Source organism: Flavobacterium sp. U410 (assembly GCF_053570605.1).
In genome coordinates this window covers 41,017-59,919 of the sequence record NZ_JBSEFI010000019.1, presented here as the reverse complement: position 1 = coordinate 59,919, position 18,903 = coordinate 41,017, and the positions used below count along the sequence as shown (strand labels likewise).

The following is an 18,903-nucleotide window of genomic DNA, read 5'->3' as shown; positions in this document are numbered from 1 at the left end:
TTATAACCATTTAATATTACATCCTAAGCTAGGTTTTTGGTACTCATCAATTTTTCGATTGTAGAGAATAGAATCAATGGCTCCTCGTAAATCACTTCCGCTAACAGGTATGCCATTTCCGGGACGGGAATCATCCAATTGACCTCTATAAATTAATTTATCTTGACTATCAAATAAATAAAAATCTGGAGTACAAGCAGCATCATAAGCCTTTGCTATTTCTTGTGTTTTATCATATAAATAAGGAAAATCTATTTTGTTTTCCAAAGCAAAATCAGCCATTTTATCGGGAGAGTCTTGCGGATAATTAGAGACGTCATTGCTCGAAATAGCAACTACACCAATCCCTTGAACACGATAATCATTCGCAATCATTACGATTTCATCAATTACATGTAAAACATAAGGACAATGATTACAGATAAACATGACCAAAGTACCTTTAGTGCCTTTAATAGATTCATAAGTGAAAAAATCATTAAAATTGGTAGCCGGTAAGTTAAAATCAGGAGCCTTTGTTCCAAGAGGAATCATATTAGAGGGTGTTCGAGCCATATTGTTTGTTTAAATTATATACTTAAAAAATTTATTATATTCTCTTTTTATTATACGCTATAAGTTTTAAATTAGTTACACCAAAAACAAAAATAAATAAAGCAAGTATGAGAACATTACAAGATTGGTTTAATGAATATAGCGTAAGTCATCAGAACAAGACAAATAAAGCTATTCATTATATTTGCGTACCGGCAATTTTTTTTTCTATTGTAGGTTTATTAATGAGTATTCCCAATGGGATACTAAATTTTTTACCTTCATTTTTTGCTAATTGGGCTTTTATAGCATTATGTCTAATATCTATTTTTTATTTTCGTTTATCTGCAAAAATGGGCATACAAATCGTATTATTTTCACTAGGTTGTTTATTATTGAATTATTATATAGGACAACAAGTAAGTTTATGGAAATTTTCGTTACTCATTTTCGGATTAGCTTGGATAGGTCAGTTCTATGGACATAAAGTAGAAGGGAAGAAACCTTCATTTTTTAAAAATTTACAATTTTTATTAATAGGCCCGGCATGGGTTATACATTCAATTTTTAATGGAAAATAATACAATTTCTTGGAGCGATTTTGAAAAAGTAGACATTAGAGTAGGAACCATTATTGAGATAAATGATTTTCCGGAAGCTAGAAATCCGGCATATCAATTGGTTATTGATTTCGGTGAAGAAATAGGGATCAAAAAATCATCGGCTCAAATTACAGTTTTATATAAAAAAGAAGATCTGTTAGGAAAACAGATCATAAGTGTAGTAAATTTTCCGAAGAAGCAGATAGGAAAGTTTATGAGCGAATGTCTGGTTTTAGGATTAGTCGGAGACCATAAAGAAATCACACTTCTATCTCCGGATTTTAAAGTCAAAAATGGTCAGCGGTTAGCATAAAAAAAGCCAAACTTAAGTTTGGCTTTTTTTATATATAATTTGATTCAATTAAATATCATCAAAATCTACATTAGTGAAACTTTTTGCAGAAGCAGTTTCTTCATTCTCTTCAGATGCAAACCCTTCTCTTTTGAAATCTTTTTGGTGTCTTTCAGAAATTACTTCTTCTCCTTTTTTAGAAATTACAAAAGAAGTCATTTCATCAAGAATTTCTCTGAAAGCAGCAAAATCTTCTTTATATAAATATATTTTGTGTTTTTTGAAGTGGTAAGAACCGTCATCTTCAGTAAACTTTTTGCTTTCAGTAATAGTGATGTAATAATCGTCTGCCTTAGTAGCTCTCACATCAAAAAAATATGTTCTTCTACCAGCTCTTAATACTTTAGAAAAGATATCTTCTTGTTCTAACATTTCATTGTCTCTCATATTCCAATCTATCAATTAAATGGTTTTAAGTTTCCCAAAAGTCTAAAAAAAAAATGTATTAAACAATAGTTTACAGTATTTCTTTTTCGGCAAGTTGCTTAAAATACAAGTCTCGATAATAGCCTTCGATTGCTATTAATTGATTATGTGTGCCTTGCTGAATGATTTTACCTTCGTCCAAAATAATAATTTGCGAAGCATTCTTAGCAGAAGAAACCCTATGACTGACAATTAAGGTTGTGATATCTTTAGAAAAAGAACTCAAGTTATTTAAGATAGCTTCTTCTGTTTCAGTATCTACGGCACTTAAACAATCGTCTAACAATAGGATAGGGGATTCTTTAATAAGAGCACGAGCTATAGAAACTCTTTGTTTTTGTCCGCCCGATAAGGTAATTCCTCGTTCACCTAAAACCGTTTGATAACCATTTTTGAAACTAACAATGTTTTCATGAACGGCGGCTAACTTTGCAGCATGGATCACTTCTTCTTCAGAAGCATTTTCATTACCAAATTTGATATTATTTTCAATGCTATCAGAAAATAGAAAAGCATCTTGAGGTACAACACTAACCGCATTTCGTAAATCATCCAAATTAATCAAATCTATTACAGTATTGTCAATTTCAATTTTACCTATTCTTATATCATAAAGACGACTGATCAATGATAAAATTGTAGATTTTCCAGAACCTGTTTTACCTAAAATAGCTAAAGTTTCTCCGGGGTTCACTTCAAAACTCACATTAGATAAAGCTTTTATTCCTGTATCAGGATATTCAAAACTTACATTTTTAAAATTGATTTGACCTTTAATATCAAAATGTTCATTGGTCTTATTAGTAATTTCAGGTTGAGTATTCAAAAATTCATTAATTCTTTTCTGAGATGCTTCGGCTTCTTGTACTAATGACGAAACCCAGCCCAAAGAAGCCACAGGCCAAGTCAACATATTAATGTATAAAATAAATTGAGCAATTATACCGATGTTCTCAATGGAGCCATTGATATACATCATCCCTCCGACATAAACCACAACGAGGTTACTCAATCCAATTAAAAGAATCATTAAAGGTCCGAATAAGGAATTGACTTTGGCTAAATCCATCGATTTTTTTCTACTGTCTTCTGTTAGATCAGTAAACTCGGTTTCTTTTTGTTTTTCTATAGCATAAGCTTTTATAACTCTAATCCCGGAGAACATTTCCTGAGTAAAAGAAGATAGGGTAGAAAGGTTTGCCTGAAAAATACCACTTCTTTTATTGATTTCTGAACTGATCTTAAAGATGCCATAAGAAAGTAAAGGAAGAGGAAGTAAAGAATAATAAGTAAGTTCAGGAGAAATATTATACATATAGACGATAACCATAGTAAATCGAACTAATGTATTAAGCGAATACATTACGGCAGGGCCAACATACATTCTCACTTTACTGACATCTTCACTAATTCTGTTCATCAAGTCACCCGTACGGTTTTGTTTGTAAAAAGACTGACTCAAAATTTGATAATGATTGTAAATTTCATTTTTGAGGTCAAATTCTACATAACGCGACATAACGATTAGGGTTTGTCTCATTAAAAAAGTAAAAAATCCCGAAATTAGTGTAGTAACTAAAATTAAAATTATATTTTTGAGTAATAAATTTTGAGCTTGATTAATACTGATTTCGTGATTATTACGCGTATATTCTTCTATTGACGTTATAGAGTCACCAACCAGTTCTGGTGTGAATAACGAAAAAATTTGAGCCACAAAAGTAATAACAATTCCAAGTAGGAACCGATATTTATATTTGATAAAAAATTTATTTAAATAATGTAGTTCTTTCATCTATTGAATAAAAAAAGCGATTTATTTTAGTTAAATTGGTTTAAATGTTGTTTTTTATGAAAATTATCTTTTCGTTTTAAAATTAACTTTTTATTGCTGATTTATTAAAAAAAAGGTAAATTTTTGAATCGTTTCAAATTTTTACGTAATATTGCTTCTAATTATTGAAAAATTTTCAACACAATTCAAATGATAGCAGACGTATTAAATTCAAAAGATCTTCAAAAAGTTGACCCGGTTTTCGGGCAAATTTCTTTCGATGGTCACGAACAAGTTGTTTTTTGCCATGACAAAGATACAGGTTTAAAAGCAATTATTGGTATTCATAACACAGTTTTAGGACCTGCCTTAGGAGGAACAAGAATGTGGAAGTATGCTAACGAATGGGAAGCTTTAAATGATGTATTGCGTTTATCTCGTGGTATGACATTTAAAAATTCTATTTCAGGATTAAATTTAGGTGGTGGTAAAGCCGTGATTATCGGTGATGCTAAAACTGAAAAAACACCTGAATTGATGCGTAAATTTGGGGAGTATGTTGACTCTTTATCCGGAAGATATATTACTGCAGAAGACGTGGGTATGGAAACCAAAGATATGGACACTGTACGCGAAGTAACAAAACACGTAGCAGGTATTTCAGTAGAGAAAGGCGGTTCTGGGAATCCGTCACCTATTACTGCGTATGGCGTTTTTATGGGATTAAAAGCAGCGGCTAAATATCAGTTTGGTTCAGATAACTTAGAAGGTAAAAAAGTATTAGTACAAGGTATTGGTCACGTAGGTGAAGTTTTGGTACAACATTTAACTGAAAACGGTGCAATTGTTACCATTACAGATATTAATGAAGACAGATTACATCAGGTAGGAGCAAAATATGGTGCCAAAATTTATACAGGCTCAGATTTATATACTGCTGATGTAGATATTTATGCTCCATGTGCTTTAGGTGCTACCGTTAATGATGAAACAATCAGTAAATTAAAAGCAAAAGTAATTGCAGGAGCGGCAAACAACCAATTAGCAAATGAAGTGATTCATGGAAAAGTTTTAAAAGAAAAAGGTATTCTTTATGCTCCTGATTTCTTAATTAACGCAGGTGGAGTGATTAATGTTTATTCAGAATTGGCTAATTTAACAAAAGCACAAGTGTTAGAAAAAACAGAGAACATTTATAACACTTCATTAGAAATTTTTGATTTCGCTGAAAAAAATAACATTACTACGCATCAAGCAGCATTGTCAATTGCTCAAAAGCGTATTGATGACAGAAAAAAAGAATTAGAGACAAAATAAATTCTAAATAATATTGTATTTTTGCAAAGCGAAAGATGAACTTCTTTCGCTTTCTTAATTTTTAAAAGTTCTTAACCAGTTATGTTAAACAGAAGACATATCCGTATTAAAGTGATGCAAACTATTTATGCAATGCATCAACACCAATCTGATGTTCTTGATAAAGAAGAAAAATTCCTTTATCAAAGTATCGAAAACATGCAAGATCTATACTTGTTGTTGCTTTCAGCTCTTGTGGAAATCAGAGAAAAAGAGGAAGAATATCTTGATGTGGCTTCCAAAAAACATTTAGCAACTAAAGAAGAACGAAATCCCAACCGTAAATTTATTTCAAATATTGTTTTAAAACAGTTAGCTGAAAATGAAGCATTGCAAGATGCTTTGGATAATAGAAGTATTAAAAACTGGAAAAACAATGACGATTTGATTTTGCATTTGATTGAAGAAATCAAAGCAAGCGATTTGTATGCTTCTTATATGAGTAAGCCTGTTGGTTCATTTGAAGAAGAAAAACATTTTGTAGCCGATTTGTTTAGCCAGATTATTGCGCCTAACGAGCGTTTGTATGATTATTTAGAAGATTACAAATTAACATGGTTAGATGATTTACCGGTAGTGAATACTTTTATTCTAAAACAGATCAAAGGTTTAAAGAACGAAGAAGATTCCATTCGTTTATCTAAATTATACAAAGATGAAGACGACAAAGAATTCGTTAGAAACTTATTTAGAAAAACGGTTTTAAACGAAATTGAGTTTTCTAAAGAATATATCGATAAAACACCGAACTGGGATGTAGATCGTATTGCAGAAATGGATACGATTATACTAAAATTAGCTATTTGCGAATTGTTAAAATTTCCATCAATACCCGTAAAAGTAACAATTAACGAATATTTAGAAATTGCGAAAGAGTATTCTACACCTAAAAGTAGTATTTTTATCAACGGAATCTTAGATAACTTAGTAAAAGACTTCCAAAAAGATAACCGTTTACAAAAAGCGGGTAGAGGACTATTATAAACTAAAAATAAAATTACAATGAAAAAAGTATTTTATGTAGCGGTGATAGCTATTGCATTGTCTGCAGTTTCATGTAAAGATACTGCTGAAGCTAAAATTACCGAACAAGACATGGCAGCTGTTGAAGCTGAGAAAGCTTTAATCGGTAAATTGCCGAAAGTGAGTTTCGACAAAACAGAACATGATTTCGGAACAATTACAGCAGGAGATGTAGTAGAAACAGAATTTGTAGTAACTAATACAGGAGAATCAGATTTAATCATTTCTGATGCAAAAGCGTCTTGTGGTTGTACCGTTCCTGATTATCCCAAACAACCCGTTAAACCGGGAGAATCTGCACCTATTAAAGTTTCTTTTAATTCAGCAGGAAAATCCGGAATGCAAAATAAAACAGTTACGTTAACTACTAATACAGAAAACGGACAAGAGACTTTTGCGATCAAAGCTAATGTAAATCCAAAAAACTAAATAATTATGAGTCCAATGGTAATAGGCCAGTTGCTATTAATGATAGCAATTTTCTATTTTTTATTAATTCGTCCGCAACAACAAAGAGCTAAAAAAGAAAAAGCTTTTGAAAGCGAACTAAAAGTTGGAGATCGAATTATCACAAAAGCAGGAATTCATGGAAAAATTGCAGAATTAAGTGACACTACTATGGTAATAGAAACTATGGCAGGCAAAATTAAAATGGAAAAATCAGCGTTGTCAATGGAAATGACAGCTAAACTGAATGAGAAGAAATAAAAAAAATCCCAAACTTTAGTTTGGGATTTTTTTATTATTTAACTTCAAGTAATTCTACTTCAAAAATCAAATCAGCATTTGGAGGAATAACGCCACCGGCGCCTCTTTCGCCATATGCTAGATTAGAAGGAATGTAAAATTTGTATTTAGCACCTTGTTTCATCAGTTGTACACCTTCGGTCCAACCTGGAATAACTCTTTTTAAAGGAAATTCAACAGGCTCACCTCTTTGTACGCTGCTATCAAAAACTTTCCCGTCTAAAAGCATTCCTGTATAATGAACTTTAACAGTACTTTCTACTGTAGGTTGTATGCCTGTTCCTTCTGATAAAACAATATATTTTAAACCACTGTCTGTAGTTGTTCCAGCCTCAAATTCTTTTAAAACTTTTTCTTTTGCCTCAGCTAATCTTTTGGCTGCTTCTTCAGCTTCTTTTTTTCTTTTTTCTTCTTTTATTTTAGCAAAGTTTTTACGATTTTCATCATTTAAGGCAGCAATTCTTTTGTCTTCAGCTTCCTTGTTTTCCATGTAAGCTTTAAAAACTTTTTCAGCTTTAAATTTTTTAGCATCTTTACCGTTTCTAATAATTGTTATCTTTTCGATTACATCGTCCTGAGCAATTTTGTCAACGACATCCTGACCTTCTACAACGTGACCAAAAACAGTGTGTTTTCCATCTAGCCATGCAGTTTCTTTGTGTGTAATGAAGAATTGACTTCCATTAGTACCGGCTCCAGCATTTGCCATAGATAAAATTCCCGGACCTTCATGCATTAAATCGGTAACTTCGTCTGTAAATTTATAACCTGGACCACCTGAACCGGTTCCATCAGGATCGCCACCTTGAATCATAAAATTAGCAATGACACGGTGAAATTTTAATCCGTCATAAAAAGGTTTCTTCTTTAAATTCTCAGCAACAAAACTATTTTTACCTTCTGCTAAACTAACAAAGTTGGCTACAGTAATTGGTGTTTTCTGATATTCTAAAGCAAGAAGAATAGTTCCTTTATTGGTTTTAATTTCTGCAAAAAGGCCGTCTTCTTTTTTATGTTGAGCGTTGATCACAGCAGCAAATAATACAAGAGCTGCTGTAAATTGTTTAAACATTTTCATTTTTTATTGGTTTGGTAAAGATTCAAATAATTCAATTTCAAAAACAATATCAGTATTTGGCGGAATAACATCTCCGGCTCCTTGAGCTCCATAACCTAATCTTGCAGGAATGTAAAAAGTTCCTTTATCACCAAAAGAAAGTAAATCTAGTGCTTCAATAAATCCCGGGATTAAACCTTGTTTGGTTCCGTAGTTAAAGGGGAATGGTTTGTAAGCTTGAGCAGCAGCTTTTCTAGCGTCTAACTTGCCAAATTTTTCAGCAATAGCTTCAACACTTGTGTCGAATAATTCTCCATTAGTTAAATAGCCTGCATACTGTACAAAAACTTCTTGTCCGTTAGCTGGCTTTTTACCATTGCCTTTTTCAATAGAATATACTAAACCGGAAGCTGTTTTAGTACCATTCATTGTTATAGCATTAATTTTTATTACTTGTTCTTTTTTAGCTACTTCTAAAGCTTCGGCTGCTTTCTTTTGGTTCTCAGCTTCAACACTATAATAATCTTTAAAGATTTTTACAGCATCAAATTTTTTAGCCTCGTTCCCTTTAGCAATAATAGTTACTTTTTTGATGACATCATCTTGAACAATAGCATTAACAATATCTTGTCCTTCAACAACATGACCAAAAACAGTGTGCATATTATCTAGCCAAGGGGTTTCTTTATGAGTAATGAAGAATTGACTACCATTGGTTCCCGGACCTGCATTTGCCATAGATAAAATTCCTGCTTTATCATGTTTAAGATCAGGATGAAATTCATCTTTAAATTTATATCCCGGATCTCCTGATCCATCACCGAGAGGATCACCACCTTGAATCATAAAATCGGCAATGACACGGTGGAATTTTAATCCATCATAGAAAGGTTTTCCTTTGTATTGTGATTCTACGAAAGGATTTTTTCCCTCAGCTAATGCTACAAAATTAGCAACGGTAATAGGCGTTTTTTCAAATTCTAACTGAACGATAATATCTCCTTTTGAGGTTTCAATATCGGCATATAAACCATCTCCTAAATCTTTGTATTTATCGCTACAAGAAAAGAAAGAAATAGATGCAATTAGTGCTAATAAAACTTTTTTTACGTTTTTCATTTATTAAGGTTTGAATTAATGAACGGAGTCTTTTCGTATGTCGTTAAGAGTAACAATACAAATTAAAGGTTGATTAGAAGAAATTTTATTATCATCTCCATGATAGCCATATCCCATATAAGACGGAAATATGAAAGTAACTTGTTCGCCTTTTTTCATTAGTTTAATACCATCGCGAAGTCCCATCATGATATTTTCTTTATCAACGTAGTATTTTTGAGATTTCAATTCTTCTTTAGAATAGATCACAGCATTATTTAAATCGCGAACTTCATAATCAAAAAAAGCGATGTCCCCTCTTATAGGAGAAGCAGTGATTTCTTCAGCTTTTAAGTCATATTTGTACCAATATCCTTTAGAAGAAGCTAAATATTCTTTTAAAGTATCATTTTTGATAATTTCAGCAATCAATTTTTCTTCATCGGCTACCAACTTTTTATTTCGCTCAATAGATTCTTTGATAAAAGTTCCATTGGTATGCGAAAGCGGTTTACGAGCTTGCTGCTGCGAACAAGCGGTTACTAATAAGCCTAAAGCTAGTATTCTCAGTACAATTTTCATATTAAGCGTTTTCTTTTGCTAAAATAGCAATAAATTGGTTTACGGTTTCTTCCAAACTGGAAAAAGATTTTCCACCGGCAGCATTAATGTGTCCGCCGCCATTAAAATGATTACGTGCAAATTGATTAACATCAAAATTTTCTTGTGATCGGAATGATATTTTGACGATACCCTCATCTTTATTTTCAATAAAAATGGCAGTTACGTGAATTCCTTTGATGGTCAATCCGTAATTTACAATGCCTTCGGTGTCACCTTTTTGGTAGTTAAAACTATCCAATTCTTCCTGACTTAAAGTGATGTATGATGCATTGTATTCCGGTAAAACTTTAAGGTTTTGTAAGGCTCTGCCTAAAAGTTGTAAACGGTTATAAGTGGAGTTATCATATAATAAATTGTAAACTTCTGAATTATTTACGCCTCTTTCAATAAGTTCAGCTACACAACGATGGGTTTCGGGAGTCGTTTTTGGAAATCTAAATCCGCCCGAATCCGTTAAAATACCGGTGTAAATGCAAGTTGCCACTTCTTTATTGATCAAATGATTGTAACCCAAAGCATTGATAAAATCATAGATCATTTGGCACGTAGAACCATAGCTAGTATCAGAAAATAAGAATTTTGCGTAACTATGAGGCAACTCGTGGTGATCTATTAAAATCATAGGAGCATTTAAGTTTTCCATAAAAGCGCCCATGAAGTCACCGGTTCTGTGCAAAGCATTAAAATCTAGTGTAAAAACGTAATCTGATTTTTTTAGAATTTCAGAAGCTTTGTCTGTTTCTTTTTCAAAGATGACTACATTTTGAGTATTGGGTAACCAAGCTAAGAAATCAGGATAATCATTCGGTGAAATATAAGTAACCTCATGTTGCAATTGTTCTAAGAAATGTAGCAAGCCAAGAGAGGAACCCATAGCATCACCATCAGGATTTCTATGAGAAACAATACTGATTTTTTTAGGTTGAGAAAGTATTTCTTGTAATTGAGAAATTTCTAAAGGTGTAAACATAAAATTATCTTTTTAAAGCAAAATGTCCTTTAATCGTTCTGCCATTAGTGAGTTTTGCAGTAAACCAATAGTCAGAAGCAGGAAGTTGATATCCATTAGATGTACCGTCCCAGCCTAATCCTTCAGGAGCAATTTGTTTAATTAGTTTTCCAAATCTATCAAAGATATAAATTTTGCTAGTTTGCAGTCCTCGTTTATCCATATTTTTAATATTCCAATAGTCATTATAACCATCGCCATTAGGAGTAAAATACTTAGGATAATTTAGTATGTAGAATGTATCGACAGCTATTCCGCAACCATTTTTATCTTGAACATAAACAGTATATTCTCCTTCTTCTAAGTGTTCGAAAGTAGAGATGTCTTGGTAGTGAATTCCGTCTAGTGAATATTCATAATTGCCAGTTCCGGTTACTAATATCGTAGCAGTATTATTAGAAGCAAAATCATTGATTTCAATATTGGTTATGGTTGCTATTTCGGAGCCTACAACGTAGAAAGTTTTAATTTTAGTGCAGTTTTGGCTGTTTGTAATTTGAACGGTGTAAGTTCCGGCAGTACTAACAGTTATAGAAGAAGTGGTTGAACCATCATCCCATAAATAACTGCTAAATCCTGAATCAGCTTCTAAAATTTCAGAATTGGTATTACATAATCCAATGGTAACATCATTAATATTTTCGACAAAAGTATTTACATTAAGTGTTACGGGAAAATCACTATAACAATTTACATTTGAAATTCGTGCATTAATGATTTGTTGGAAAGGTGTTGTATTAGTGTAATTACTAGGTAAAGGTGAACTAGAACCTATTTCGTAAAAGTTCACTTGAAAACTTGAAGGTAAATTGGTAAACAACTGATTCGCAATATTGTTTAAATTAAAGGAAGTCATGCCATCTTGATTGTCATCAGCATCGCATTCTGTGAAATCGTTTTGATTGATATGTAAAACCGGAGCAAATTCCAAATCAATATCAGATGAAGAAGGAGGACAGGTTCCTATACTGATTTCTACTTTGTAATTTCCGTCGGTAGTTACATCTAAAGTAGCATTGGTTTCACCAACTAAAAGAACATTATCTTGATACCATTGATAAGTTGCTCCCGGAATAGCTTCACCTATAGTAAAAGGACTATCTGTAGAGCATAACGGGTTTCCGTTTGCTACAGTTCGGTCGTCACCTAAATCTAATCCAAAATTAAAACTCCCTCCCTGTAAAAATATAGCAGAATCATAGCGATAATTACCTTCGTCAGCAATCACTAATTTAATGTGGTAAGTTGATCCCGGATTTACATTGGCTTGTGCTGTCATGCTAACCGTTTGTCCGTTGTAATTGGTAGGATGATTGACACCATTGAATGCATCAAAATATTGTTCATTTTGGGCACTACAACCTCCTGGTATATCAGGATGTACATTAGTTACTTTTACGGGAGTGTTAGTTCCCGGAAGAACTGCTAAATTTTGATAGGTTGAGCTTCCTACTTCTTTTAAAAGAAAGGCAAAACCATCCGAATAGGTACACGTTGCTGTTCCGTGATATTCCTCAGATGAAAAAATATAGTTGAAACTGATTTGTGTTCCGACTGGAATGAAATCAAATTCTAGAACTGTTGCATTTAATGAATTGGAGATATTTAAAGCTCGGTTCAAATCAGTATCGCCTCCCCAACCTATATTGGCACCATCATCAGAAATATAGCTATTCGGTCCTGGAGCATTATCAATTTTTCCGGAACTTAAAATAATTCCGTTTTGAAAGGGAAAGCTACTTCCGTTGCCATCAAAATAGCCCCAACTTTGTTGTCCGCTTCCAAAATTTCCACCCGAAACGGAAACATTACTTACCGACGCGCATGAACCGGAAAAAAGAACATTGTTGACTAGATCGGCAGCAGTATAAGTATCATCTACAGTAATATATTGGGCTTCTAATTGTTGAAAGCTCAAAAAAGATAGTAAAAAAACTAAAAATATTTTCATTTTCATAGTATCGGCAAAGATACTACAAATCTCGTTTTTCTAATAATCGGTATGACAAGAAAATAAAGATAAATGTCCAAATTAAAGCAACTAAAAGAGTTGAAAAATGAACGCTATAATCTTTAATGTTTTCTATTCCTACTTGATTTCCAATAGTTTTTACGAAATTTAATCTGGAATAAGGCTCCACTACAATATTAGACATGGCTTCTAATGGAAAAAAATCATAAATTTTATCGATTAAAGTAATATCGTCTTTACTTTCTTTAAGGATGACATATTTTAAAATTCCATGGCTAAAAAATTCAAACATCGACCAAAAGATTAAAAAACCTAATGCAAAAGCGGAACGTTTAATCAAAACACTTAAGAACAAACAGAATGAGAAAAAAGTAACCAGTTTGATAAAATAGCCTAAAACGTATTCCAATTGGGAAAAAATAATGGAAACTTCATTGTAAGAAGAAAATCGAAGTCCTAAAATTAAGGTGATGATAAATACAAAAAGCGTTGAGATAAAAGAAAGAGCAATAACAGTCAAAAATTTACTGAGAATGACTTCTTTTTTGCTTAAACCATCAATTAAATTTTGTTTTAAAGTGCCGTAAGTATATTCATTTGCCATCATTGATACGATAACAACAGCCAAAAATATTTTAAAATAATCAGCTACATAAGCGTTGAAATGCCAAATAAACGGGAAATTGAAAATTCCTTGATCGGCAATATTAATATGAATTGGTCCTAAATCAAACTCGATATTACTAATTAAGAATAGTAAAAATAATAAAGAAAAATAAAGGATAACCAATATTTTACTGGCTCTGTTTTTGAATATTTTTTGAAATTCTATAGAAAGTAAACGATACATAAATTAAGCGTGTTGGTTAGTTAATTGCAAGAATTGTTCTTCTAAGCTGTTTTTGCGTTTGACTAAATGAGTTAAAGTAATTCCTTTGGAAAACAGATACGAATTCAAATCATCAGCTTTAAGTTCTGATTTTAGGTAAACCAATAGTCTATCGTATTCCATTTTTACAGATTCAACAGCTTCATGCGAATTTAAAGTTTCGTGTAAATGTTCCATGTTTTCGCATTGTAATTCAAAGAAACCTTCGCTGGAAACCATTTCATTTACGGTTCCTTGGTACAACATTTCACCTTTTCGCAAAACCACCACATGACTGCATACTTTCTCGACTTCGTCCAAAAGGTGTGAAGCTAATAAAATAGTAGTTCCTTGAGCGGCAATGATTTTAATTAAATCACGAATTTGTCGAATTCCTTGCGGATCTAAACCATTGGTGGGTTCGTCCAAAATCAAAATTTCAGGATCGTTTAAAAGGGCAGAAGCAATAGCCAAGCGTTGTTTCATTCCTAATGAAAACGTTTTGAATTTACTATCTTTACGTTCTAAAAGTCCAACTAACTCCAATTTTTCAGTTATTTTAGCTTTTGGAACATCTTTAATTTTACATACCAAAGCCAAATTTTCTTCGGCACTCATATACGGATAAAAATTAGGACGTTCAATAATGGCTCCTACTTTTTTTAAAGCATCATGTGTTTGCATTTTGCCATCAAACCACTGATAATCGCCAGAAGTTTTATTGACAACATTTAGAACAATTCCCAAAGTAGTTGATTTTCCAGAACCGTTGGGACCTAAAATTCCATAAACATTTCCTTTTTTTATTTCAAACGAAACATTTTTTACGGCATGTACTTTATTAGAGTACACTTTGTCTAAGTTTTGAATAGTAAGAATGGTTTCCAATAGATCTTTTTTTGAAGTTATAAAATCACGATTGTGATTTTCTTAAGTATAAGACGAATCATTATCTTTTTTGTTACAAATTCAAAATAAGAAGGATTTTTTTAAGGGGCTGATGTAAAAGCAATTGAAAAAATCATTAGGTTTGTTGCACTTCAAATAAGGAATTAGATCAGTTGGGTAGAACGTCCCGAATGGAATTCAGGAAGGTCATCTTTATTATGATATTATGTTTAAAACGTATATTTTATATTCAGAATAAAAAGATAAATATTATGTTGGTCATACAGATGATATTGGTAGGAGATTACAAGACCATATCAGTCGAAAAAATTTAGGAGCTATCGATTGGGAAGTTAAGTATTATAAAAAGTTTGCAACCAGAGGAGTAGCAATTTTATTGAAAATTTACTACATTCGTCAAAAGAAATGGGGGATTAGCTCAGTTGGCTAGAGCGCTACGCTGGCAGCGTAGAGGTCATCGGTTCGAGCCCGATATTCTCCACATAAAAAATCCCGATACAATTTTTGCATCGGGATTTTCATTTCAACCAAAACTAACTTAACTATAATGAGATCAATTGTATTCGTTTAACGTCGTCCCCTTATCAATGAAAGAATAAAGAGAACGATAAAAATAAAAAATAAGATTTTTGCAATTTGTGCGGCTCCGGCTGCAATTCCGCCAAAACCAAGAATTCCGGCAACTATAGCTAGAATAATAAAGGTAACTGTCCAACGTAACATAAGCTTTATATTTTAAGGGTTAGTAACTTGTTTTTGATATTTCAAAGTTACGATGGACTGCAAGAAGTTATTTTACAACATTTTATAAGAATGTTATATAACTTTAAGGAAACAATTAAATATAGGTTTAAAACCCTTCAAAAACACCTAAGCCAAATAAAGCAAAATCGTATTTTACAGGATCTTTTGCATCCATTTCACGTAAATTGGTATCGAGTTCTTCTAAAGCTTTTGAATCGTTTTGTTTACGAGTAAGCAATCCTAATTTTCGAGCTACATTTCCTGAATGTACATCTAACGGACAAGATAAATAAGCCGGATTAATTGTTTTCCAAATACCTAAATCTACGCCGGTATTGTCTTGTCGCACTAACCAACGGAGCATCATGTTTATCCGTTTTGCAGCGGATTTATTCATAGGATCAGAAATGTGTTTGGTGGTGCGCTGTAAATGCGGAATTTCAAAAAAGATGCGTTTGAAGTTTGAAATGCTTTCGACTTGGTTTTTGTGGTTTTGAAATTGTTGAAACACGGCTTCTAAACCTTGATGATTGGTGTAAATGTTTCGTAGCGCTTTCATAAATGTCTTTGCATCTTCGCCGTTGAACGTTCGGTGGACAAAAGAATTTAGGTTTTCTAAATGTGCATCGTTGTGATTCATAACAAAATCATAAGGCGAATTTCCCATGATATCCATGAGTTTACGTCCGCTTTTGATAATCATTTTGCGGTTTCCCCAAGCTAAATTGGCCGCAAAAAAAGCAGCAATTTCAATATCTTCTTTTAATGTATAGGAATGCGGAATTTGTAACGGATCGGTGGTTATAAAATCGGGGCGATTGTATAACTCGACTTTTTCGTCTAAAAATTCTTTGAGTTCGTTTTTTGTCATTTTATTTTTTTGTCACTTCGAGCAGAAAATTAGAAAATGTAGTTTTATTGCAACGTTCGTTTTTTTGTTTATGTTTTATGCAGAAAACGTGAAGTATAGCCCTGATGGAAGCGGCATCGCCCGCATTTTTTGCGGGAATACAGCGAACAGCAGGACAATTGTGGTTGCAAAAATGAATGCTGTGCTTCTGATGTTATACAATATTTCCGTCGATCATGGTTAGTTTTCTGTCGGCCATGTCGGCTAAATCTTCGTTGTGCGTTACGATGACGAACGTTTGTCCAAACTCGTCGCGAAGTTTAAAAAATAATTGGTGCAGATTTTCTGCACTGTGCGTGTCCAAATTTCCTGAAGGTTCATCGGCAAAAATAACGGCAGGCTTGTTAATCAACGCTCTGGCCACAGCAACACGTTGTTGTTCGCCACCCGAAAGTTCGCTAGGTTTGTGATTGATTCGGTGTGAAAGACCTAAATATTCCAATAACTTTTTAGCTTCGGTTTCTAATTCTGATTTGCTTCTGTTGGCAATCAATCCGGGAATGCACACATTTTCTAAAGCTGTGAATTCCGGTAATAATTGGTGAAACTGAAAGATAAATCCTAAATGTTGGTTACGGAATTTAGACAAATTTTTGTCCTTCATTTTCAAAACATCTTCATTGTTGATGATCAGTGAAGATCCGGTTTGCACATCGGGGTGATCTAAAGTACCTAAAATTTGTAAAAGTGTTGTTTTTCCGGCACCGGAAGCTCCCACGATAGAAACAATTTCTCCTTTTTGAATATGTAGATTCACGCCTTTTAATACGTGAAGCGTTCCGTAATTTTTATGAATATTATAGGCTTTTATCATGACGAATTTTTTACAAAGTAACTTATTTTGAGGCAATGAAACTACGTTTGCAGTTAAAAAATGTGATAAAAATTCGTTAAACTGTCTTTTAAAATTTTAGTAATGGTTAACTTAGAAATAAAATTGCAATGTTATGAAAAGAATCTTAATTTTAAGTCTCTTGGTTTTGACCGCTTGTCAAGGTCAGGAAAAGAAGAAAAAAATAATGGAAAACAAAGAACCAATAGCTGTTATAATGGACAAACACAATGAGATAGCCACTTTTGCCGGCGGGTGTTTTTGGTGTACAGAAGCACTATTTTTGGAGGTAAAAGGCGTAAAAAAAGTAGTTTCGGGATATATAGGTGGAACTATTAAAAATCCGACGTATAAAGAAGTTTGTACAGGAACGACCGGGCATGCGGAAGCAATTCAAATTACTTTTGATCCAACGTTGGTTGCGTATGAAGATTTATTAGAGATTTTCTTTGGAACACATGATCCTACAACTTTAAATAGGCAAGGAGCCGATGTGGGAACACAATACCGAAGCGAAATTTTTTATTACACAACAGCTCAAAAGGAAGTAGCGGAACATTATATTCAACTGATTGAAAAGGAGAAATTATACAGTAAACCCATTGTAACGAAAGTGAGTCCGGCATCTGAATTTTATGCAGCAGAAGACTATCATCAAAATTATTACAATGAAAATTCTTCTCAAGGCTATTGCCAAATGGTGATTGCACCTAAACTGGAAAAGTTGCGAAAATACTATTCGTCTAAATTAAAGGAGTAAAAAATTGGCATTAGTTTTGAATATACATTTAGAGATGAATTAAAAATTAAACGTAAATGGCAGAAGAAATAACTGTAAAACCGGCAACTAAAAGTTCGAATAAAAAAACAAAATTAATTTTAAGCATTATTTTTGACCTGATTGGAATGCTGTCTTATGTAGTACCTATATTTGGAGAAGCTATAGATGTGGTTTGGGCGCCTATTTCGGGTTTGTTGCTGATGTTGATGTATAAGGGAACCAAAGGAAAAGTCGCGGGTATTATTGGAACTATTGAAGAATTAATTCCGCTCGTCGATATTATACCAACGTTTACGTTAACGTGGATTTATACGTATGTTATTGTAAAAGAGGAAGCCTGATTTTTTCAGGCTTTTTTTAAAATCATGATTTGATAAGATTAATTATTGTTTCCTTCTTTTCATCATCATCTACAACAGAAATTTCTTGTATTGAATATACAAATATTTTTAAAATTTTGGATTTTAGATAGTCTCTATCTATTAATTCACAACCTTGGAATTTAATTTTGCATACAAAAAAATTATTCTTCTTTATTCTCTTTAAGAAAAAATCATTATTAATGATGTAACCTTTTCTCTTATAATGAAAAAAACAATATCAAGGTTTAAGTTAGCATAATAATAAATATCTTTTCGAGGATTCTCTATACAGTCATTACTTTTAAATACATATGGAAATTTATAAAACTTACTACCCCCTGAATTCCGAACTTTAAGTTCTAATTTATCATCTTTATGCTCTAAAGTTTCTTTATTAAACGAAATGTTATTTTTGTTAAAATCAAGAGGAAGAAAATAATACTCATTGTAAGCCTCTTCAGCGATTTGTTTATTATCAATACATAGAATATATCCCTCAAAACTTTCTTGAGAAAATATTTTACAGGTAGAAAGTAAAGTAAAAACGATTATGAAAGTATGGAATTTCATTTTCCTATTTGCATTAAATTCTAATTGTTTTTATCAGAATTCCGTTCAAAAAAATCAGCAATAAAACCTAACTTCATTCCTCGGAGCATTTTCTTCTCAAAGTTCCAAAAGAACTGAAATTGTCCGAAAAGAAAACCAATGCATACTAACAAAATTTGGTAAAGCGGAAAAATTAAGATCAAGCGGAGTGGTAAATAAATAAAATAGGGTAGACTGTCTTTGTGAATGCCTAAAAAATCAGTTACCGGACGAGAAACATAAGCGGCTGTTGAGCCTGTTATAGCAAAAACAATAAAAATGATGGTAAGCTGAAGATTGCTTTTAACATTCCAGCGTTCTTTAAGTTTCTTCAT

The 18,903-nt window shown here is 32.6% G+C and carries 23 protein-coding genes, 1 tRNA gene and 1 pseudogene; 10 read left to right on the top strand and 15 right to left on the bottom strand.

The window, feature by feature from the left end; translation table 11 throughout:
• Complete coding sequence (locus tag ACUSJC_RS12895) at positions 1-555, bottom strand: thioredoxin family protein (RefSeq protein WP_449269975.1); 555 nt, start codon at positions 553-555, stop codon at positions 1-3.
• 107 nt (positions 556-662) lie between these two features.
• Between ACUSJC_RS12895 and ACUSJC_RS12890 the strand changes: the two genes are divergently transcribed.
• Together ACUSJC_RS12890 and ACUSJC_RS12885 are read left to right on the top strand one after the other, a co-directional pair.
• Entirely contained in the window at positions 663-1,115 is a 453-nt protein-coding gene (locus ACUSJC_RS12890; protein WP_449269974.1) for an Mpo1 family 2-hydroxy fatty acid dioxygenase, read from the top strand.
• Positions 1,105-1,449, top strand: coding sequence for a tRNA-binding protein (locus ACUSJC_RS12885; protein WP_449269973.1), 345 nt, complete (start codon positions 1,105-1,107; stop codon positions 1,447-1,449). The genes ACUSJC_RS12890 and ACUSJC_RS12885 overlap by 11 nt, the downstream gene beginning before the upstream one ends.
• Before the next feature lie 48 nt (positions 1,450-1,497).
• Here the strand turns inward: ACUSJC_RS12885 and ACUSJC_RS12880 are convergent, their stop codons facing one another.
• On the bottom strand, positions 1,498-1,875 hold the full coding sequence (locus ACUSJC_RS12880; RefSeq protein WP_449269972.1) for a PUR family DNA/RNA-binding protein: 378 nt from the start codon (positions 1,873-1,875) through the stop codon (positions 1,498-1,500).
• A gap of 70 nt (positions 1,876-1,945) precedes the next feature.
• Complete coding sequence (locus ACUSJC_RS12875) at positions 1,946-3,709, bottom strand: ABC transporter ATP-binding protein (protein WP_449269971.1); 1,764 nt, start codon at positions 3,707-3,709, stop codon at positions 1,946-1,948.
• A 189-nt stretch (positions 3,710-3,898) separates the two neighbouring features.
• Here ACUSJC_RS12875 and ACUSJC_RS12870 point away from each other — a divergent pair, with 189 nt between their 5' ends.
• The 4 genes from ACUSJC_RS12870 (at position 3,899) to yajC (ending at position 6,775) form a co-directional block, all read left to right on the top strand.
• Positions 3,899-5,005: a Glu/Leu/Phe/Val dehydrogenase dimerization domain-containing protein gene (locus tag ACUSJC_RS12870; RefSeq protein WP_449269970.1), complete on the top strand. Its 1,107-nt coding sequence runs from the start codon at positions 3,899-3,901 to the stop codon at positions 5,003-5,005.
• A gap of 81 nt (positions 5,006-5,086) precedes the next feature.
• Complete coding sequence (gene nusB / locus ACUSJC_RS12865; protein ID WP_449269969.1) at positions 5,087-6,028, top strand: transcription antitermination factor NusB; 942 nt, start codon at positions 5,087-5,089, stop codon at positions 6,026-6,028.
• Between the two features lie 18 nt (positions 6,029-6,046).
• Complete coding sequence (locus ACUSJC_RS12860; protein ID WP_449269968.1) at positions 6,047-6,496, top strand: DUF1573 domain-containing protein; 450 nt, start codon at positions 6,047-6,049, stop codon at positions 6,494-6,496.
• A 6-nt stretch (positions 6,497-6,502) separates the two neighbouring features.
• Entirely contained in the window at positions 6,503-6,775 is a 273-nt protein-coding gene (yajC, locus tag ACUSJC_RS12855; protein ID WP_449269967.1) for a preprotein translocase subunit YajC, read from the top strand.
• A gap of 34 nt (positions 6,776-6,809) precedes the next feature.
• Here the strand turns inward: yajC and ACUSJC_RS12850 are convergent, their stop codons facing one another.
• The 7 genes from ACUSJC_RS12850 to ACUSJC_RS12820 are packed head-to-tail and all read right to left on the bottom strand — an operon-like array spanning position 6,810 to position 14,330.
• Positions 6,810-7,886: a peptidylprolyl isomerase gene (locus ACUSJC_RS12850; RefSeq protein WP_449270003.1), complete on the bottom strand. Its 1,077-nt coding sequence runs from the start codon at positions 7,884-7,886 to the stop codon at positions 6,810-6,812.
• Positions 7,887-7,895: 9 nt separating this feature from the next.
• Positions 7,896-8,990: a peptidylprolyl isomerase gene (locus tag ACUSJC_RS12845; RefSeq protein WP_449269966.1), complete on the bottom strand. Its 1,095-nt coding sequence runs from the start codon at positions 8,988-8,990 to the stop codon at positions 7,896-7,898.
• 15 nt (positions 8,991-9,005) lie between these two features.
• Positions 9,006-9,551, bottom strand: a complete 546-nt coding sequence (gene gldI, locus ACUSJC_RS12840; RefSeq protein ID WP_449269965.1) for a gliding motility-associated peptidyl-prolyl isomerase GldI — start codon at positions 9,549-9,551, stop codon at positions 9,006-9,008.
• A 1-nt stretch (position 9,552) separates the two neighbouring features.
• Positions 9,553-10,563, bottom strand: a complete 1,011-nt coding sequence (locus tag ACUSJC_RS12835; protein WP_449269964.1) for a DHH family phosphoesterase — start codon at positions 10,561-10,563, stop codon at positions 9,553-9,555.
• A 4-nt stretch (positions 10,564-10,567) separates the two neighbouring features.
• The gene (locus ACUSJC_RS12830) at positions 10,568-12,553 is read right to left on the bottom strand and encodes a choice-of-anchor L domain-containing protein (protein ID WP_449269963.1); all 1,986 of its coding nucleotides are present in this window, start codon (positions 12,551-12,553) and stop codon (positions 10,568-10,570) included.
• A 22-nt stretch (positions 12,554-12,575) separates the two neighbouring features.
• Positions 12,576-13,424, bottom strand: a complete 849-nt coding sequence (locus tag ACUSJC_RS12825; protein ID WP_449269962.1) for an ABC transporter permease — start codon at positions 13,422-13,424, stop codon at positions 12,576-12,578.
• 3 nt (positions 13,425-13,427) lie between these two features.
• Positions 13,428-14,330, bottom strand: coding sequence for an ABC transporter ATP-binding protein (locus ACUSJC_RS12820; RefSeq protein ID WP_449269961.1), 903 nt, complete (start codon positions 14,328-14,330; stop codon positions 13,428-13,430).
• Between the two features lie 274 nt (positions 14,331-14,604).
• Between ACUSJC_RS12820 and ACUSJC_RS12815 the strand changes: the two are divergent.
• Positions 14,605-14,781, top strand: a pseudogene (locus tag ACUSJC_RS12815) (hypothetical protein); the annotation flags it as partial.
• A tRNA-Ala gene (locus ACUSJC_RS12810) sits at positions 14,759-14,832 on the top strand. The pseudogene ACUSJC_RS12815 and the gene ACUSJC_RS12810, both read left to right, overlap by 23 nt.
• An 86-nt stretch (positions 14,833-14,918) precedes the next feature.
• Here the strand turns inward: ACUSJC_RS12810 and ACUSJC_RS12805 are convergent.
• The 3 genes from ACUSJC_RS12805 to ACUSJC_RS12795 form a co-directional block, all read right to left on the bottom strand.
• A complete protein-coding gene (locus ACUSJC_RS12805; protein ID WP_449269960.1) occupies positions 14,919-15,074 on the bottom strand; it encodes a DUF1328 domain-containing protein in 156 nt (51 codons plus the stop codon).
• Positions 15,075-15,201: 127 nt separating this feature from the next.
• Entirely contained in the window at positions 15,202-15,966 is a 765-nt protein-coding gene (locus tag ACUSJC_RS12800; RefSeq protein WP_449269959.1) for a TIGR02757 family protein, read from the bottom strand.
• Positions 15,967-16,159: 193 nt separating this feature from the next.
• Positions 16,160-16,819 (bottom strand): ABC transporter ATP-binding protein, encoded by a 660-nt coding sequence (locus ACUSJC_RS12795; protein ID WP_449269958.1) that lies wholly within the window; start codon positions 16,817-16,819, stop codon positions 16,160-16,162.
• 133 nt (positions 16,820-16,952) lie between these two features.
• Between ACUSJC_RS12795 and msrA the strand changes: the two genes are divergently transcribed.
• The gene (gene msrA, locus ACUSJC_RS12790; RefSeq protein WP_449269957.1) at positions 16,953-17,597 is read left to right on the top strand and encodes a peptide-methionine (S)-S-oxide reductase MsrA; all 645 of its coding nucleotides are present in this window, start codon (positions 16,953-16,955) and stop codon (positions 17,595-17,597) included.
• Between the two features lie 56 nt (positions 17,598-17,653).
• Positions 17,654-17,959 carry a hypothetical protein gene (locus ACUSJC_RS12785; protein ID WP_449269956.1) on the top strand — a complete coding sequence of 102 codons (306 nt, stop codon included), beginning with the start codon at positions 17,654-17,656 and terminating at the stop codon, positions 17,957-17,959.
• 201 nt (positions 17,960-18,160) lie between these two features.
• On the opposite strand, the gene ACUSJC_RS12780 is transcribed toward ACUSJC_RS12785, so the two are convergent.
• Both ACUSJC_RS12780 and ACUSJC_RS12775 read right to left on the bottom strand, forming a co-directional pair.
• Complete coding sequence (locus ACUSJC_RS12780; RefSeq protein ID WP_449269955.1) at positions 18,161-18,550, bottom strand: hypothetical protein; 390 nt, start codon at positions 18,548-18,550, stop codon at positions 18,161-18,163.
• A 20-nt stretch (positions 18,551-18,570) separates the two neighbouring features.
• A complete protein-coding gene (locus tag ACUSJC_RS12775) occupies positions 18,571-18,903 on the bottom strand; it encodes a DUF6787 family protein (protein WP_449269954.1) in 333 nt (110 codons plus the stop codon).

Coding starts and splice junctions, on each gene's coding strand:
- ACUSJC_RS12895 (WP_449269975.1), bottom strand. CDS start 555: ATGGCTCGAACACCCTCTAATATGATTCCTCTTGGAACAAAGGCTCCT.
- ACUSJC_RS12890 (WP_449269974.1), top strand. CDS start 663: ATGAGAACATTACAAGATTGGTTTAATGAATATAGCGTAAGTCATCAG.
- ACUSJC_RS12885 (WP_449269973.1), top strand. CDS start 1,105: ATGGAAAATAATACAATTTCTTGGAGCGATTTTGAAAAAGTAGACATT.
- ACUSJC_RS12880 (WP_449269972.1), bottom strand. CDS start 1,875: ATGAGAGACAATGAAATGTTAGAACAAGAAGATATCTTTTCTAAAGTA.
- ACUSJC_RS12875 (WP_449269971.1), bottom strand. CDS start 3,709: ATGAAAGAACTACATTATTTAAATAAATTTTTTATCAAATATAAATAT.
- ACUSJC_RS12870 (WP_449269970.1), top strand. CDS start 3,899: ATGATAGCAGACGTATTAAATTCAAAAGATCTTCAAAAAGTTGACCCG.
- nusB (WP_449269969.1), top strand. CDS start 5,087: ATGTTAAACAGAAGACATATCCGTATTAAAGTGATGCAAACTATTTAT.
- ACUSJC_RS12860 (WP_449269968.1), top strand. CDS start 6,047: ATGAAAAAAGTATTTTATGTAGCGGTGATAGCTATTGCATTGTCTGCA.
- yajC (WP_449269967.1), top strand. CDS start 6,503: ATGAGTCCAATGGTAATAGGCCAGTTGCTATTAATGATAGCAATTTTC.
- ACUSJC_RS12850 (WP_449270003.1), bottom strand. CDS start 7,886: ATGTTTAAACAATTTACAGCAGCTCTTGTATTATTTGCTGCTGTGATC.
- ACUSJC_RS12845 (WP_449269966.1), bottom strand. CDS start 8,990: ATGAAAAACGTAAAAAAAGTTTTATTAGCACTAATTGCATCTATTTCT.
- gldI (WP_449269965.1), bottom strand. CDS start 9,551: ATGAAAATTGTACTGAGAATACTAGCTTTAGGCTTATTAGTAACCGCT.
- ACUSJC_RS12835 (WP_449269964.1), bottom strand. CDS start 10,563: ATGTTTACACCTTTAGAAATTTCTCAATTACAAGAAATACTTTCTCAA.
- ACUSJC_RS12830 (WP_449269963.1), bottom strand. CDS start 12,553: ATGAAAATATTTTTAGTTTTTTTACTATCTTTTTTGAGCTTTCAACAA.
- ACUSJC_RS12825 (WP_449269962.1), bottom strand. CDS start 13,424: ATGTATCGTTTACTTTCTATAGAATTTCAAAAAATATTCAAAAACAGA.
- ACUSJC_RS12805 (WP_449269960.1), bottom strand. CDS start 15,074: ATGTTACGTTGGACAGTTACCTTTATTATTCTAGCTATAGTTGCCGGA.
- ACUSJC_RS12800 (WP_449269959.1), bottom strand. CDS start 15,966: ATGACAAAAAACGAACTCAAAGAATTTTTAGACGAAAAAGTCGAGTTA.
- ACUSJC_RS12795 (WP_449269958.1), bottom strand. CDS start 16,819: ATGATAAAAGCCTATAATATTCATAAAAATTACGGAACGCTTCACGTA.
- msrA (WP_449269957.1), top strand. CDS start 16,953: ATGAAAAGAATCTTAATTTTAAGTCTCTTGGTTTTGACCGCTTGTCAA.
- ACUSJC_RS12785 (WP_449269956.1), top strand. CDS start 17,654: ATGGCAGAAGAAATAACTGTAAAACCGGCAACTAAAAGTTCGAATAAA.
- ACUSJC_RS12780 (WP_449269955.1), bottom strand. CDS start 18,550: ATGAAATTCCATACTTTCATAATCGTTTTTACTTTACTTTCTACCTGT.
- ACUSJC_RS12775 (WP_449269954.1), bottom strand. CDS start 18,903: ATGAAGAAACTTAAAGAACGCTGGAATGTTAAAAGCAATCTTCAGCTT.